Origin of the sequence: Alteraurantiacibacter lauratis (assembly GCF_037154155.1) — a bacterium.
Taxonomy (GTDB): Bacteria; Pseudomonadota; Alphaproteobacteria; order Sphingomonadales; family Sphingomonadaceae; genus Alteraurantiacibacter; species Alteraurantiacibacter lauratis.
This window is the reverse complement of sequence record NZ_JBANRN010000009.1, coordinates 98,781-114,002: the sequence shown is the minus strand read 5'-3', so window position 1 is coordinate 114,002 and position 15,222 is coordinate 98,781. Positions and strand designations below refer to the sequence as shown.

The window sequence follows — 15,222 nt, the reverse complement described above, 5'->3', positions numbered from 1 at the left end:
CCGCCTTGGCGGGGCTGGCAATCAAGGCTGAGCGTCTTGCGCGACCGGCAAATTGCCGGGTCGCCGCCGCACCAGCGCATCGGGCGCTTCGCGCCGCAGCCAGTCCAGCATATGTTCGCGCACGGCGCAGCGCAGGTCGAAGAGCTGGCCGATCGTGGCCGCGCTCATCGCCATGCGCAGCTGGATCGAATCGGTGAGCACATCGGTCACCAGCAGGCTGGCGGTGCGTTTGTCCCACAGCGGATGCGCGTGAACGAAACGCAGGAATTCGGCGCGGATCGGCTCGACTTCGGCGGCCGGATCGACATTCAGGAACACCGGGCCGGTCAGCATTTCGTTGCGGCGCGACCAGTTTTCAAACGGCTGATCGAGAAACAGGTTGGTGGGTACGATAATCGCCCGCTCGTCCCAGGTGCGCACGATGACATAGCTCATGCGGATTTCCTCCACGCGGCCGGTATGTCCCTGCACCACCACCAGATCGCCGATGCGTAAGGGTTCGGTAATCGCCATTTGCAGCCCCGCGATCAGCGAGCGCAAGGCCGGCTGCGCGGCGGCACCCACAGCCAGCGCGGCCAACCCGGCAGAGGCAAGCAGCGTGGTGCCGATATCGCGCACGCCGGGTATGCCCATCAGCATCAGACCCACGGTGATGAAGATGATGACGAAGGTGGCCGTGCGCGACAGGATCGACAGCCGCGTCCGGCGGCTGCGCACCGCGACAGGATCGTCGCTGATCTCCAGCCGGTATTCAAGCGCGGCGGTGAGCGCCTTTACCAGCGTGTAGACGATCCAGCCGAGTAAAGCGGGCCGCACGAACCGGGCAATCGGTTCCCATATCAGCGCCAGATCCTTGTCCGCCTGCGCCGCCAGCGTCACCGCGATGGCCAGCATGGCCCAGCGCACCGGCCGTTCGACATGGGCGAGCACCAGATCGTCCACCTGCGTATCCGACAGGCGCGCGATCTTGCCGACAATGGCAAAAATGATCCAATGCAGCAGGAGCGCGCCGCCAATCGCCACAATCAGCAGCAGCCCGGCCTCGGCCAGCGCGGCCCATTCAATGCGCCAGTTGGCGGGGTTGAAACGCTCCATGGTCACGCTCTCAATGCGCCTCGTCCCAGCTGGTTCCGGTGCCGGTTTCCACGCCCAGCGGCACATCGAGCTTGACCGAAGGCAGCGCCGCCTCGGCCATCACGCGTTCGATCACCGGCTTTGCGGCGGCGACATCGCCTTGCGGCAATTCAAACACCAGTTCGTCATGCACCTGCAGCAGCATCCGGACATCCTTCAGCCCCGCATCGCGCAGCGCGGGCAGCATCCGGGCCATCGCCCGCTTGATGATGTCGGCGCTGGTGCCCTGAATAGGGGCGTTGATCGCGGCGCGTTCGCTGCCCTGCCGCTCGGTCTGGTTGGCGCTGGCGATGCGCGGGAACCAGGTCTTGCGGCCGAACAGCGTTTCGGAATAGCCGCGCTCCCGCACGCTTTCGAGCGTGGTGGCGATATAGCGCTGGATGCCGGGGAAGCGCTGGAAATAACGGTCGATCATGGCCTGCGCCTCGTCCGCCTCCACGCCCAGACGCCCCGCCAGCCCCCAGCGCGAAATGCCGTAGAGGATGGCGAAGTTGATCGTCTTGGCGGCGGCGCGCGTGTCGCGCGTCACTTCGCCATACATTTCGCGCGCGGTGGCGGCGTGAATATCCTCGCCCTTGGCAAAAGCCTGCTTCAGCGTATCGACATCGGCCATATGCGCGGCGAGGCGCAATTCGATCTGCGAATAATCCGCCGCCAGCAGCACGCAGCCGTCCTCCGCCACGAAAGCCTTGCGGATTTCGCGGCCGATTTCGGTGCGGATGGGGATGTTCTGCAAATTGGGATCGGTCGACGAAAGGCGGCCCGTCTGCGCGCCGACCAGCGAATAGGAAGTGTGCACGCGCCCCGTCAGCGGATTGATCGCGGCCTGCAGCGCATCGGTGTAGGTGCTCTTGAGCTTGGCAAGCTGCCGGTATTCGAGCACCTTGTTGGCGATAGGGGCACCTTGCGCGGCCAGTCCTTCGAGCACCGCCTGATCGGTGGAATATTGCCCGCTCTTGCCCTTGCGCCCACCCTTGTAGCCCAGTTTCTCGAACAGCACCTCGCCCAATTGCTTGGGGCTGCCGATGGTAAAGGGTGCACCTGCGATTTCGTGAATCTCGCTTTCGACTGCGGCCATGCGGGTGGCGAACTGTTCGGACAGGCGGGCCAGCGCGGCGCGGTCCACCTTGATGCCTTCGCGTTCCATCGCGGCCACGACCGGCACCAGCGGGCGGTCGACCTGCTCATACACGCGGGTGCCGCCCTCGATCGCAAGCCTGGGCTTGAGCAGCTTCCACAGCCGCCAGGTGACTTCGGCATCCTCCGCCGCATAGGCGGTGGCGCGGTCGAGCGGGACTTCGGCAAAGGAAATCTGCTTTTGCCCGGTGCCGCACACATCCTTGAAGGCAATACATTCGTGGCCGAGATGCCGCCGGGCCAGCTCGTCCATGCCGTGCCCGCCGCCAATCCCTTCCTCGCCCCGCCCGGCATCAAGCGCGAAGCTGATGACCATCGTGTCGTCAATCGGCGCGACGGTAATGCCGTGCCGGGCCAGCACGTTGATATCGTATTTGATATTCTGCCCGATTTTCAGCACCGCATCGTTTTCGAGCAGCGGCTTGAGCGCGGCCAAGGCGACATCCATCGGCACCATGGCGGGTTTTTCGGCAAACATATCCGTCCCGCCATGGGCCAGCGGGATATAGCACGCCTCGCCCGGTCCGACGCACAGGCTGACCCCCACCAGATCGCCGGTGACGGCATCGAGTGTGCGCGTCTCGGTATCCACCGCCACCACGCGCGCGGCCAGGGCACGCGCGATCCACGCGTCGAGCTGCTCCGCGCTCTGCACGCATTCGTAAGCCGCATGGTCGATGGCGGGCCATTCGGGCATGGGCTGGCGGTTGCCTTCGCTGCCCTGCGCGGCGGGTGCGCCGGCGGTATCCTGCTTGGCAGGGTTGAGATCGGTTGTGCGCGACGGGCTGCCCGCACCTGCATCCAGCCGCCGCAGCAGGCTGGTGAAGCCGTGCTTTTCGAGGAAGGCGGCCAGCGGCTCTTTCGGCACACCGTCGAGTTTGAATTCGTCGAGCGGCTGGGGCAGCGGGGCATCCTCCTTCAGCGTCACCAGCACGCGGCTGATCGCGGCGGCCTCGCGCCCTTCCAGCAGGCGGTCGCGCAGCTTGGAGGGCTTCATGCCTTCTGCCGCATCAAGCGCGGCATCGAGCGAGCCGTAATCCTGGATCAGCTTGGTCGCGGTCTTGGGGCCGATGCCGAAAATGCCCGGCACATTGTCGACCGAATCGCCCATCAGCGCCAGCACATCGCCCACCAGTTCGGGCGGGACGCCGAATTTCTCGACGACTTCGGGGATGCCGATGCGCTGGTTCTTCATGGTGTCGAGCATGTCGATCGAGCCGACCCCCTCGCTGCCCTCGGATACGAGCTGCATCAGGTCCTTGTCGGACGAGACAATGGTCACGTCCCACCCCTGGCGCGCGGCGGCGCGGGCGTAGGAGGCGATCAGGTCGTCGGCTTCCAGCCCCTGCTCCTCGATACAGGGCAGCGAGAAGGCGCGCGTCGCATCGCGGATCAGCGGGAATTGCGGCACCAGATCTTCGGGCGGGGGCGGGCGGTTGGCCTTGTACTGGTCGTAGATTTCGTTGCGGAACGATGTCCCGTCCTTGTCGAGGATCACCGCCAGATGCGTGGGACCTGTCGCCTTGTCGAGATCCTCGGCCAGCTTCCACAGCATCGTGGTGTAGCCATAGACCGCGCCCACGGGCGTGCCTTCCGGATTGGTCAGCGGCGGCAGACGGTGATAGGCGCGGAAGATATAGGACGACCCGTCGACGAGATAGAGATGCTGCTTTGCGCTCATGCCGGCAGTTGCTAGCAGCCTTCGGCGCGGCGGTCATGGGGCAAACTGCCCAAAGAGGCTTGCCGCATTCTCGCCACATTTTGCTTGCGCGGCCGCAATTGTGGCTATATTTGGGCAGCAGGCGGGCCGAGTGGCCTGCTTTGGATCGGCGGATTTTGATGTCCGTTGGTTCCATCACTTTGATGTGTAAGGATATTCTCATGCGCAAGATCGTTCTCGCTGCTGCTGCCGCTCTGACCCTCGCTGCTTGCTCGCAGGGCACCGAAGAAGCCGCCACCGAAACCGCCGAAGGCGCGATGGTTGACGCCGAAGCCAATGCTGACGCTGCTGTCGACGCTGCCGTCGAAGGCGCCGAAGCTGCTGCTGACGCCGCGACCGACGCTGCTGACGCTGCTGGCGAAGCTGCCGACGCCGCTGTGGAATCGGCTGACGCCGCCGTGGAAGCTGCTGCTCAGTAAGCTTCTTCGCGCAAGCGAAAATGAAAGGGCGTGGCCGCAGGGCCGCGCCCTTTTCTTATGCGCTGGGCAGTAATGCCAGGCCGCACCTGCCGGCTGGTCTCAGGATTCGGGCGCCGGCTCAGCTTGCGGATATTGGGCAGAGGCATAGACCCGGCCAGAGGAATTGCCCGCCGCCGAAAAGCCATCCACGACCGCGCGCGCAATCGCTGCGATTCGCCGGTCGCGCGTCGGGCCATCACCTTGCCCCGTCACATAAACCGCCAGCGCGATCGTCCGTCCATCGGGAAGGGTGAGCAGGCCGACATCGCTCGACGTGTTGTGCAGCGTTCCGGTCTTGTGCATCACCAGCACATCGGAAGGCATCTGCCCGCGGATGCGGTTGGCACCCGTGCGGGTGCGTTCCATCGTGCGGATGATCAGGTCGGAACTCGCCTGGCTGAGGTAGCGGCCCTGGTATATCCCTGCCAGAAAGCGAGCCATGGCGAGCGGCGATACGCTGTCGCGCGTGTCGATATAGGTTGCCGGGTTGAATTCGCGGTTGTCGCGCACAAGCGTGGCGATGTTGCGGGTCAGCTCGAAATCGGTGATTCCTGTGCGCTCGCGCACCCAGGCGGTCACGGCTTGCGGCCCGCCGACCACTTCCAGCAGCGCATCGGTGGCGGGGTTGGAACTGCGCGTGATCATGATGTCGATCAGGTCCGCCGCGCTCATCAATTCGCCCCGGCGGGTCGGCGCAGTGGGGGAGGAGAGGGCAGGAGAGCTTACGGGCAGGATCAGCGGATAGCGGTCGGTCAGGCTCCAGCGGCCGCGATCCACCCCGTCGAGGAACATGGCGGCAATCGCGATCTTGCTGGTGCTCGCCATGGGGAAACGCTGGTCGCCCAGAATGGCGACTTCGCGGCCTGTGGCCAGATCAATTGCGGCCACGCCAATGCGTCCCTGCGTCCCGTCGGCCAGCATCGCCACCTGCCGCACGAGCGGATCGGTATAACCGGAATAGTAATCGCGCGGTTGGCGGACCTGTGTGCCGAAAACCGAATCAAAGGCGATTTCCAGCTGGTCATCATTCGCCAGAGCCGGGCTGGCGACCCCCGCCAGCGGGCTTGCGAGCAGCGCGGCGGCCAGCGCCAGCGTCTTGAACAGTCCCGTCTTCATGACCCCCGATTACCTATCTTATGGTTGTGGAAAACTTAACGGACGACCTGTTGCAGGCAAATCCCTGCGCGGTGAACGGACTCCGTGGGGCGATGGCCTGAGCAGTTGCGCGTATCATTGCGCGCTCTCCGGCTTGCGCAAGCGCCAGGCGAACTGGTCTGTCCGCCCGCGAATCGCCGCATCAAAGACATTGGCGCTGCGCGGGTCGTCGGGCCGCGCGTAGAGATCGCTTTCGGCTTCCAGCACGAGGCCCGCCCTTTCCAGCGCGGCGCGGGCGAGCGCCTCATCCATGCGGTGCAGGCTGTCGGCTGCTGCCGCGCCGCTCCCAGGCACAGCGCGGTGATCGACCACGATCAGCCGCCCGCCGGGCTTGAGTGCAGCATAGAGCGCAGCCAGCGCGGCATCGGCGGTGCCTTCGGGCATAGCAGGCAGATACAGATCGTGCAGGTTCATTACCGAGATGATCGCGTCAAGCGGTTCGGGAAAGGCGGGGGCGGCGATTGGCCCGCGCAAGGGAAAGACGCGCACCGGATTGCCCTCGTTATCGGCATAAGGGGCGATTGCCGCATCCTGCTCCGCCGCATATTCGGGGCGGAAGGCGATGAATTCGTCCGGCTGGAAGGCATATACGCGCCCGCTTGCCCCGGTGGCCTGCGCCAGCAACCGCGTCATATAGCCGCCGCCCATGATGTAATCGCCCACCACTTCGCCGCTGCGAATCTGCGCAAAGGCGAGGAGTTCCCCCGGCTTGCGCAGCGCATCGGCTTCCTTGTCGGCGGCGGGCCGCGCAATGTCATTGATCGCGGCGGCATAGCGCGATGGGGAAAATGCCTCCTCCTGCGCGGGTGCCGTATCCCCCCCGCTGCTGCAGCCAGCCAGCAGGCCCAGGGCCAGAGTGCCCGCCAGCGCCAGTCCCAAACCCTTGCGCATCATTCTCTCCCTCTCCGCCGGCTATTCTTTTCCCGCAATGTGGCCGGAATGCGGCACAAGTCGTGGCGCGCGTGTCCGGGCCTTTGGGCGGGGCTTGACCGCAGGAGCGCGGCGGGGAATGGTCCCGGCTGAAACCAGTTTTGCCGGAGATTTGCATGACCCCCGCCGCTTCCTTTCGCCGCCTCTCCGGCATGGCTCTGCTGCTTGCAGGCGCAGCCCTGCTGCCGGGCGGGGCGCTGGCGCAGGTCGTCATCGTGCAGCCGGGTGCGCCGGGGCAGCCGGTGCGCATTCTGAGCGAGGCCGAGGCGGTGGCGCTGGCGCGCAGTTCCTATGCGCCCGCCGATGTCACCTTCATGCAGGAGATGATCGTCCACCACGCGCAGGCGGTGGAAATGGCCGCGCTGGTGGAGGCGCGTACCAATAACGAGGCAATCATCGCCATTGCCGGGCGCATCACCGCTTCGCAGGCGGACGAGATGAACCAGATGCGCGAATGGCTGGCCGAGCGCGGCGAGCCGGTGGAAATGGCGGGCATGGGCCATGCGCATCATGCGGGCATGGCGGGCATGGCGACACCAGACCAGATGGCGCAGCTGGCCGCCGCACGCGCAACCGCCTTTGACCGGCTGTTCCTTGAACTGATGATCGCGCACCACCGGGGCGCGGTGAAGATGGTGGAGGATCTGCTAAATCTGCCCGGCACGGCGGCCGACCCTGCGCTGTATGCCTTCACCACCGATGTCACGAACGACCAGCAGACCGAGATCGAGCGGATGAACGCAGTGCTGGCGCGTCTGTCAGACGATCCGCGCGCCGGCCTTGCCGCAGGCTTCCTCGATGCGGGCGAGGCGATCCGGAACCTGCGCCATGTGGCGTTTCTGCCCAAGCCGGCAGGATTCTTCGATCCGGAAAACCCGGCGGAATTGCTGCCGGAAATCCCGGCCGAGGAGCCGGCGGAGGTTGCGGAAGGGGCTGCCGATCATGCCGACTATGCGCACCACGCCGCGCATATGGCCGCAGCCGGTCCTGCCGCGCCGGAGACGGCGGAGGACGCGCCCGAACCCCGCTTTGCCGAACGCAGCGGTCTGCTCTCCTTCGCCAACACCGATATGGCCTTTGCGGGCGACCTGATGGTGGCAGGCAGCTATCACGGCTTCAACGCCTACCGCCTTGGCACCGATGGCGTGCCTCAATTGATATCGTCCGTCGTGTGTCCCGGCGGGCAGGGCGACGTGTCGATTGCGGGCAATCTCCTCATCATGAGTGTCGAGGAGACGCGCGGCCGCGTCGATTGCGGGCTGCAAGGCGTGCGCGAGCGGGTGAGTGCCGAGCGGTTCCGGGGCCTGCGCATCTTCGACATTTCGGACATCACCCGGCCCGTGCAGGTGGGGCAGGTGCAGACCTGCCGCGGATCGCACACGCATTCGGTGGTGACGCAGACGCCCACCAGCCTCATCGTCTACAATTCGGGCACTGCGCGCGTGCGGCGCGAGGAGGAGTTGCCGGGCTGCGTGGGCGATGTGCCGGGCGACAGCCGCACCGCGCTGTTCCGCATCGATGTGGTGGAAATCCCCCTCGCCAATCCGGCGGCGGCGCGCATCGTATCCAGCCCGGCCGTTTTTGCCGATCCCGAAACCGGCCAGCTTGCGGGCCTGTGGCGCGGCGGCGATCACGGCGAGGATACGCAGGACACCAACCGCACCGACCAGTGCCACGATATTACCGTGTTCCCCTCGCTCAATATCGCGGCGGGTGCCTGTTCGGGCAATGGCATCCTGTTCGACATTTCCGATCCGCTCAATCCGGTGCGGATGGATGCGGTGATCGATACCGGCTTTGCCTATTGGCATTCGGCCACCTTCACCAACGAAGGCACGCGCGTGCTGTTCACCGATGAGTGGGGTGGCGGGGTGCGGCCGCGCTGCCAGGCGAGCGATCCCAGAACATGGGGCGCCAATGCGATCTATGACATCGTCGAGGGCAAGTTGGTGTTCCGTGGCTATTACAAGCTGCCCGCGCCGCAGAGCCAGTGGGAGAATTGCGTCGCGCATAACGGCTCGATCATTCCGGTGCCGGGGCGCGATATCTTCGTGCAGGCATGGTATCAGGGCGGCGTGTCGGTGATCGACTTCACCGATCCCGCCAATCCGTTCGAGATCGCCTATTTCGACCGCGGCCCGATTGACGAGCGGCAGATCGTGGTCGGCGGTTACTGGTCGGCCTATTGGTATAACGGACGCATCTACGCGACCGAGATCACGCGCGGGATCGACGTCTTCGCGCTGGAGCCGAGCGAGTTCCTTTCGGCCGAGGAAATCGCTGCTGCTGAGGCCGCCGACATGGGTGCGGTCTTCAATCCGCAGACGCAGCTTCCCGTCACATGGAGCCCGGATGTGCTGCGCCGTCTGGAGGTGTCGCGCCAGGGAGGCTGATCCTCCCGGCGCGCCGCGAGGCGTTTCCCTGCCTCGCCTTACTGGCCCTGCCCCAGCGAGTAGCCCGGCGCGCCGTCAAAGGCGATCAGGTGTTCGGTCTTCACAAAGTCGATGCCAGCCGCCGCCAGCCGCCGTTGCAGTTCCACCAGCATCGCCTTGTTCACCGCCTGGTTGGCTTTTGCTTCGAAGCGGCAGCGCCAGTGATCGGTGCAGAAGGTCGCTTCATGCCCGCCCGGCCACACCTTTACGCCGCGATTGGTGAGCATCTGCAGCGGCAGCAGGCCGTCTGCGGCTTCCGCCAGCCGCGCCGCCAGCGCGTCGGCGCTTTCGCGGGAGCAGACAAACACGTCGATCCCGCGCAGTTCGCGCGCAGGGGCATTGCGAGGGCTGGTCGCCGCACGACCTTCGTCCGCAGCCGGCGCGGCGCTGGCGATGCTGCCCTCCGCTGCATAGCTGATCGGGGCGAGCGTCTGCGGCAATTGCCCCAGCCGCGCGATCACGGCATCGGCAAATCCTTCCGTGCCCAGACGCGCGGCGGACTGGCCTTCGCGGTAGATGTCAGCGGTATGTTGCCCGTCCTCGATCGCGCGCAGCCATGCGTTGTGGATGCGTGCGGCTGCCTCGCTTTGCCCCAGATGCACCAGCATCATCACGCCTGCGAGCAGCAAGCCTGAAGGGTTGGCGATGCCCTGCCCGGCAATATCGGGGGCAGAGCCGTGGATCGCCTCGAACATCGCGTGATCGCGGCCGATATTGGCCGAGGCGCCAAGGCCGACCGAGCCCGTCAATTCGGCGGCAATGTCCGAGATGATGTCGCCATACAGATTGCCGGTGACGATCACGTCGAAATCCTGCGGACGGCAGGCAAGGCGCGCCGCGCCGATATCGATGATCATGTGCTGCTGCGCAATATCGGGATATTCCGCGCCGATTTCGGCAAAGACGCGCTGGAACAGCCCGTCGGTCAACTTCATGATGTTGCTTTTGGTGAGGCAGGTCACCTTCTTGCGGCCATTGGTGCGGGCATATGCGAAAGCGTGGCGCACGATCCGCTCGCAACCGGGCCGGCTGACCAGCTTGAGGCACTGGTAAACATCCTCTGTCTGCCGGTGTTCGATCCCGGCATAAAGGTCCTCCTCGTTCTCGCGCACCACCACCACGTCCATCGCCGGGTGCAGCGTGGGGACAAAGGGCGCATAGGCGCGCGAGGGGCGGATATTGGCATAAAGGCCCAGCGTCTTGCGCAGGGTAACATTGAGGCTCTTGTATCCACCGCCCAGCGGGGTGGTGATGGGTGCCTTCAGGATGGCTTGCGCTTTTTCGATCGTGTCCCAGCCTTCTGCCGTGATCCCGGCGCTGTGCCCGGCCAGATAGACCGCCTCGCCCAGTTCCAGCGGCAGGCAGTGCAGGCGTGCGCCCGCCGCCTCCATCACGCGCAAGGTGGCGTCCATGATTTCGGGGCCGATGCCGTCGCCGTGCGCCACGGCGATGGTGGCGGGTGCCGGCGCAGTGCCGGGGGTAAGCGGCTTGGGGGAGGGGGCGGTGGTGGCCATCGGGTCAATCTCCTGCGTGGGTTCGGGGCGCAGGTGACGCTTCACAATGAATTGTGCAAATTGATTACTGGCGTATCTAACATTAAGAAAGTCAATAATGCAAGACAATCTCGACCCCGCCTGCTTGCGCGCCTTCCTGACCGTGGCGGAAACCGGCAGCTTTACCGTGGCCGCGCGCCGCCTGCTGCGCGGCCAGTCGGCCGTTTCGTTGCAGGTGCAGCGGCTGGAGGAGCAAGTGGGCCTGCGGCTGCTTGATCGTTCGCCCCGGCGGGTAATGCTGACCCCGGCGGGGGAAAGGTTGCTCGAACCCGCTCGGCGGTTGCTTGCGCTGAATGACGCCCTGCTGGCGGAAGTGCGCCAGCCAGGCCTGAGCGGCCCCGTCCGGCTGGGTGTGCCGGAAGATTTCGCCACCACGCATTTGCCCGGCATCCTTGCCCATTTCGTGCGCCAGCATCCGCGCGTCTCGCTGGAGGTAACGTGCGAATTGACCCTGCCGTTGATGGATCGCTTTGCTGCAGGAGCGTTTGATCTGGTGCTGGTCAAGCATGGGGACACCGCGCCGATTGAAGGCGAAACCATCCTGCGCGAGCGGCTGGTCTGGGCCGGTGCCCCGACGCACACCGGCGCCTTGGACCCGGCCCGCACGGTGGCGCTTGTGTGTTCCCCGCGCCCCTGCGTGCTGCGCGAGATTGCCACGCGTGCGCTGGATGCCGCGGGCCTTGACTGGCGCGTTGCGTACAGCTGCGGGTCGCTGGCGGGCAATCTGGCGGCCGTGCGCGCCGGCCTTGGGATTGCGCCCCTGCCGCTTGAGATGGTGCCGGATGATCTGGCGGTGCTGACCGATGCAGGCCTGCCGCAGCTCCCGGAAATTGCCACCGTCCTGCTCAGTTCGCCCACATTGGCGCCGGCGGCAGAGGAATTGCGCGATGTGCTGCGCGGCGCGCGGCTGCCCTCATTGCGCCCGCGTTGAGCGGGGCGGAACTCCTCTTTTGCGGCAAGGAAAACCCCGGCGGATTGCTCCGCCGGGGTTTCCCATTTCGGTTCGTTTGGCTCGACTGTATCGGGCCAAGCCCGACTGACCTTTCGCAGCGATACTGCGTTGGACAGTCCCTTTCGGGATCAGAAGTCCATGCCGCCCATGCCGCCCGGCATTGCCGGGGCCGGCTTGTCTTCGGGCAGCTCGCAGATAGCCGCTTCGGTGGTGATCAGCAGGCCGGCAACCGATGCCGCATCCTGCAGCGCGGTGCGCACCACCTTGGTCGGGTCGATCACGCCGGCCGCCACCAGGTTTTCATAGGTATCGGTCGCGGCGTTGAAGCCCTGGTTCTCGTCATTCTCGCGCAGCAGGTTGCCGGCAACCACCGCGCCATCATGGCCGGCATTGGTGGCAATCTGCTTGATCGGGGCGGTGATTGCCCGACGGATGATGTCGATGCCCTTGGTCTGGTCGTCGTTCGCGCCCTTGAGGCCTTCAAGCGCCTTGGTGGCATAGAGCAGCGCGGTGCCGCCGCCCGGAACGATGCCTTCTTCCACGGCAGCGCGGGTGGCGTGCAGCGCATCGTCCACGCGGTCCTTGCGCTCCTTCACTTCGACTTCCGACGCGCCGCCGACCTTGATCACGGCCACGCCGCCAGCGAGCTTGGCCAGCCGCTCCTGCAGCTTCTCGCGGTCGTAGTCGGACGTGGTGGTTTCGATCTGCGCGCGGATCTGTTCGACGCGGGCCTTGATGTCCTCGGCATTGCCGGCGCCATCGACAATCGTGGTGTTGTCCTTGTCGATGGTGACCTTCTTGGCCTGACCGAGCATCGAGATCGTCACGTTTTCCAGCTTGATGCCCAGATCTTCGCTGATCATCTCGCCCTTGGTCAGGATGGCGATATCCTGCAGCATGGCCTTGCGGCGATCGCCAAAACCAGGTGCCTTGACAGCAGCCACCTTCAGGCCGCCGCGCAGCTTGTTGACCACCAGCGTTGCCAGCGCTTCGCCTTCGATGTCCTCGGCAATGATCAGCAGCGGACGGCCCGACTGCACCACGGCTTCGAGGATCGGCAGCATGGCCTGCAGCGAAGACAGCTTCTTCTCGTGGATCAGGATATAGGGGTTATCCAGTTCCACCGTCATCTTTTCGGGATTGGTGATGAAGTAGGGCGACAGATAGCCGCGGTCGAACTGCATGCCTTCCACGACATCGAGTTCGAATTCGAGGCCCTTGGCCTCTTCCACGGTGATCACGCCTTCCTTGCCGACCTTTTCCATGGCTTCGGCAATCTTCTCGCCCACTTCACGGTCGCCATTGGCCGAGATGATGCCGACCTGCGCGATTTCGGCCGAGCCAGCAACGGGCTTGGAGCGGGCCTTGAGGTTTTCGACAACCTTCGAGACGGCCAGATCGATGCCACGCTTCAGGTCCATCGGGTTCATGCCCGCGGCAACCGCGGTCATGCCTTCGCGCACGATCGCCTGCGCCAGCACGGTGGCGGTGGTGGTGCCGTCACCGGCGGCATCGTTCGCCTTGGAAGCCACTTCGCGCAGCATCTGCGCGCCCATGTTCTCGAACTTGTCCTTCAGTTCGATTTCCTTGGCAACGGTCACGCCGTCCTTGGTGATGCGGGGCGCGCCGAAGCTCTTGTCGATCACCACGTTGCGGCCCTTGGGGCCCAGCGTCACCTTCACGGCGTTGGCGAGGGTGTCCACGCCCTTGAGGATGCGTTCACGCGCATCGCGCGAAAACTTCACGTCCTTGGCAGCCATTGTTCAATTCCTCTTTGCGAAAATGCGAATTGGTTATCGGGTCAGCGTTGTCATCAACGGGTGGCGGGCAATCAGCCCAGCACGCCCATGATGTCGCTTTCCTTCATGATGATCAGGTCTTCGCCGTTGATCTTCACCTCGGTGCCGGACCACTTGCCGAACAGCACGCGGTCACCCACCTTGACGTCGAGCGGGATGCGGTCGCCGTCATCGTCGCGGGCGCCATCGCCCACGGCGATCACTTCGCCTTCGCTGGGCTTTTCCTTGGCGCTGTCGGGGATGATGATGCCGCCGGCGGTCTTTTCCTCGGCTTCGATGCGACGGACCAGAACGCGGTCGTGCAGCGGACGGAATGCCATGATAATGACCTCTTCCTGATTGATGTGATATGTTCTGGCACTCCCCCCATGAGAGTGCCAACGCGGCGGCATATGGTTGGGGGGCGCGGCGGCGTCAAGGATTCCTGCAACAAAATTTTTCAGGGCCGGATTGCGGGCTCGGATAGGAGGCGGGCCTAGCCCTGAAAGGTGGTAAGTCCCAGCCGTTCGCGCGCGTGCCAGCGCCACAGAAGCAGGCTTGCGGCGATCACGAGCCCCGCGGCAAGGCCAAGCCACACGCCAAGCCCCCCCATGTCCACGCCGAACACCAGCCCCAGTCCCAAGGTGGAGGCGAGGCCAAAGCCCGGCACCCAATAGGCGAACACCGCGATCCACATCGGCACGCGCGTATCCTGCAAGCCGCGCAGAGCCCCCGCCGCCACCACCTGCGCCCCGTCAAACAATTGGAACGCGGCGGCGACCAGCAGGAAGCTCGTGGCAAGGCTGGCAAGCGCCACATTGCCTGCGGCGAAGGGATCAATATAAATCGCCAGCAGCCATTCGGGCACCACCAGCATGGCAATGCCGGTCAGCGCGGTGAAGCCCACGCCCATCATCAGCCCGCACCAGCCCGCACGGGCAATGCCCACCCGCTCGCCCGCGCCAAAGTAATAGCCGACCCGGATCGAGGTTGCCTGCGCCACGCCGTAAGGCACCTGAAAGGCCATGCTGGCAATGTTGAGCGCCAGCGTGTGCGCTGCCAGTTCCGCCGCGCCGATCCGCCCCATCAGGAAGGCGGCAGCCCCAAACACGCCCGCTTCGGCCAGAATGGTGAGCGAGATGGGCAGGCCCACCCGCAGCAACTGCACCAGCCGCGCCCAATCGGGGCGCCAGAACCGCCCGAACACGCGGTAACGGTGGAGCCGTTTGTCGAGCCGGATCGCCACAATATACGCGGTCATCACGAACAGCGAGGAGATGATCGTGGCATAGGCGGCGCCTTGCAGGCCCAGTTCGGGCGCGCCCCAATTGCCGAAGATCAGCATGTAATTGCCCGCCGCATTCACACCGATGGCGAGCGCGGTGATGACGGTGGCGAAGATTGGCCGGCCCAGCGCCGAGACAAAATTGCGCAGCACGCTCGCCATCACCATCGGGATCGCGCACCACAGCAGGATCGCCATATAGGTATCGGCCAAGGCGGCAATTGCCGGGTCCTGCCCGGTGATGCGCATGATCCACGGCGTCTGCGCGCATACCAGCATGGCGAGCAGTCCGCTGCCCACCGCGATCCAAAGGGCCATGCGCACCGATCGGCGCACCGCGCGCAAGGCCGGGCCGCGTGCGCCCAGTTCGGCGGCGATAATCGGCCCCACCGCTCCGGCAAGGCCGAACAGCGCCCACACCAGCATCCCGAACAGCGATATCGCCAGCGAGGAGGCGGCCAGTTCCTGCGTGCCAAGCCGCGCAATAAAGATCACGTCGATCGCATAGGTCAGCATCTGGAGCAGATTGGCGAGCGCCAGCGGCCCCGCCAGCCGCAGGGTTTCCAGGCTTTCGGCTTTCCAGCCGAGCGGTTGAGGGTGGGCAACAGGTTGCATGGGAAACAACAGGGCAGGATGCGCCCCTAGCGGGCCGGTCGCCATACGCCAAGCACCGCATGCGCATTGCGGC

At 65.2% G+C, this 15,222-nt stretch carries 11 protein-coding genes; 3 read left to right on the top strand and 8 right to left on the bottom strand.

Annotated features, from left to right (window positions below; translation table 11 throughout):
* Positions 1-21 precede the first annotated feature (21 nt).
* Together WFP39_RS09900 and polA are read right to left on the bottom strand one after the other, a co-directional pair.
* Positions 22-1,095, bottom strand: a complete 1,074-nt coding sequence (locus tag WFP39_RS09900) for a mechanosensitive ion channel family protein (RefSeq protein WP_336919358.1) — start codon at positions 1,093-1,095, stop codon at positions 22-24.
* Between the two features lie 10 nt (positions 1,096-1,105).
* Positions 1,106-3,952 carry a DNA polymerase I gene (polA, locus tag WFP39_RS09895; RefSeq protein WP_336919357.1) on the bottom strand — a complete coding sequence of 949 codons (2,847 nt, stop codon included), beginning with the start codon at positions 3,950-3,952 and terminating at the stop codon, positions 1,106-1,108.
* A gap of 200 nt (positions 3,953-4,152) precedes the next feature.
* On the opposite strand from polA, the gene WFP39_RS09890 reads away from it, so the two are divergent.
* The gene (locus WFP39_RS09890) at positions 4,153-4,410 is read left to right on the top strand and encodes a hypothetical protein (RefSeq protein ID WP_336919355.1); all 258 of its coding nucleotides are present in this window, start codon (positions 4,153-4,155) and stop codon (positions 4,408-4,410) included.
* A gap of 99 nt (positions 4,411-4,509) precedes the next feature.
* On the opposite strand, the gene WFP39_RS09885 is transcribed toward WFP39_RS09890, so the two are convergent.
* Positions 4,510-5,565 carry a serine hydrolase gene (locus WFP39_RS09885; RefSeq protein WP_336919354.1) on the bottom strand — a complete coding sequence of 352 codons (1,056 nt, stop codon included), beginning with the start codon at positions 5,563-5,565 and terminating at the stop codon, positions 4,510-4,512.
* Positions 5,566-5,679: 114 nt separating this feature from the next.
* Entirely contained in the window at positions 5,680-6,498 is an 819-nt protein-coding gene (locus WFP39_RS09880; protein ID WP_336919353.1) for a methyltransferase, read from the bottom strand.
* A gap of 188 nt (positions 6,499-6,686) precedes the next feature.
* On the opposite strand from WFP39_RS09880, the gene WFP39_RS09875 reads away from it, so the two are divergent.
* The gene (locus tag WFP39_RS09875; RefSeq protein WP_336919351.1) at positions 6,687-8,927 is read left to right on the top strand and encodes a DUF305 domain-containing protein; all 2,241 of its coding nucleotides are present in this window, start codon (positions 6,687-6,689) and stop codon (positions 8,925-8,927) included.
* A gap of 38 nt (positions 8,928-8,965) precedes the next feature.
* Here WFP39_RS09875 and WFP39_RS09870 read toward each other — a convergent pair whose 3' ends face one another.
* Positions 8,966-10,525 (bottom strand): NADP-dependent isocitrate dehydrogenase, encoded by a 1,560-nt coding sequence (locus WFP39_RS09870; protein ID WP_336919350.1) that lies wholly within the window; start codon positions 10,523-10,525, stop codon positions 8,966-8,968.
* Positions 10,526-10,577: 52 nt separating this feature from the next.
* Between WFP39_RS09870 and WFP39_RS09865 the strand changes: the two genes are divergently transcribed.
* Entirely contained in the window at positions 10,578-11,450 is an 873-nt protein-coding gene (locus WFP39_RS09865) for a LysR family transcriptional regulator (protein ID WP_336919349.1), read from the top strand.
* 149 nt (positions 11,451-11,599) lie between these two features.
* Here the strand turns inward: WFP39_RS09865 and groL are convergent, their stop codons facing one another.
* The 3 genes from groL to WFP39_RS09850 form a co-directional block, all read right to left on the bottom strand.
* On the bottom strand, positions 11,600-13,231 hold the full coding sequence (gene groL / locus WFP39_RS09860) for a chaperonin GroEL (protein ID WP_336919347.1): 1,632 nt from the start codon (positions 13,229-13,231) through the stop codon (positions 11,600-11,602).
* A 71-nt stretch (positions 13,232-13,302) separates the two neighbouring features.
* The gene (gene groES, locus WFP39_RS09855; protein ID WP_336919345.1) at positions 13,303-13,590 is read right to left on the bottom strand and encodes a co-chaperone GroES; all 288 of its coding nucleotides are present in this window, start codon (positions 13,588-13,590) and stop codon (positions 13,303-13,305) included.
* A gap of 155 nt (positions 13,591-13,745) precedes the next feature.
* Positions 13,746-15,149: an MATE family efflux transporter gene (locus WFP39_RS09850; protein WP_336919344.1), complete on the bottom strand. Its 1,404-nt coding sequence runs from the start codon at positions 15,147-15,149 to the stop codon at positions 13,746-13,748.
* Between the last annotated feature and the right edge of the window lie 73 nt (positions 15,150-15,222).

Bases quoted from the DNA above. Each gene is read 5' to 3' on its own strand.
- WFP39_RS09900 (WP_336919358.1), bottom strand. From the start codon at position 1,095: ATGGAGCGTTTCAACCCCGCCAACTGGCGCATTGAATGGGCCGCGCTG.
- polA (WP_336919357.1), bottom strand. From the start codon at position 3,952: ATGAGCGCAAAGCAGCATCTCTATCTCGTCGACGGGTCGTCCTATATC.
- WFP39_RS09890 (WP_336919355.1), top strand. From the start codon at position 4,153: ATGCGCAAGATCGTTCTCGCTGCTGCTGCCGCTCTGACCCTCGCTGCT.
- WFP39_RS09885 (WP_336919354.1), bottom strand. From the start codon at position 5,565: ATGAAGACGGGACTGTTCAAGACGCTGGCGCTGGCCGCCGCGCTGCTC.
- WFP39_RS09880 (WP_336919353.1), bottom strand. From the start codon at position 6,498: ATGATGCGCAAGGGTTTGGGACTGGCGCTGGCGGGCACTCTGGCCCTG.
- WFP39_RS09875 (WP_336919351.1), top strand. From the start codon at position 6,687: ATGGCTCTGCTGCTTGCAGGCGCAGCCCTGCTGCCGGGCGGGGCGCTG.
- WFP39_RS09865 (WP_336919349.1), top strand. From the start codon at position 10,578: ATGCAAGACAATCTCGACCCCGCCTGCTTGCGCGCCTTCCTGACCGTG.
- groL (WP_336919347.1), bottom strand. From the start codon at position 13,231: ATGGCTGCCAAGGACGTGAAGTTTTCGCGCGATGCGCGTGAACGCATC.
- groES (WP_336919345.1), bottom strand. From the start codon at position 13,590: ATGGCATTCCGTCCGCTGCACGACCGCGTTCTGGTCCGTCGCATCGAA.
- WFP39_RS09850 (WP_336919344.1), bottom strand. From the start codon at position 15,149: ATGCAACCTGTTGCCCACCCTCAACCGCTCGGCTGGAAAGCCGAAAGC.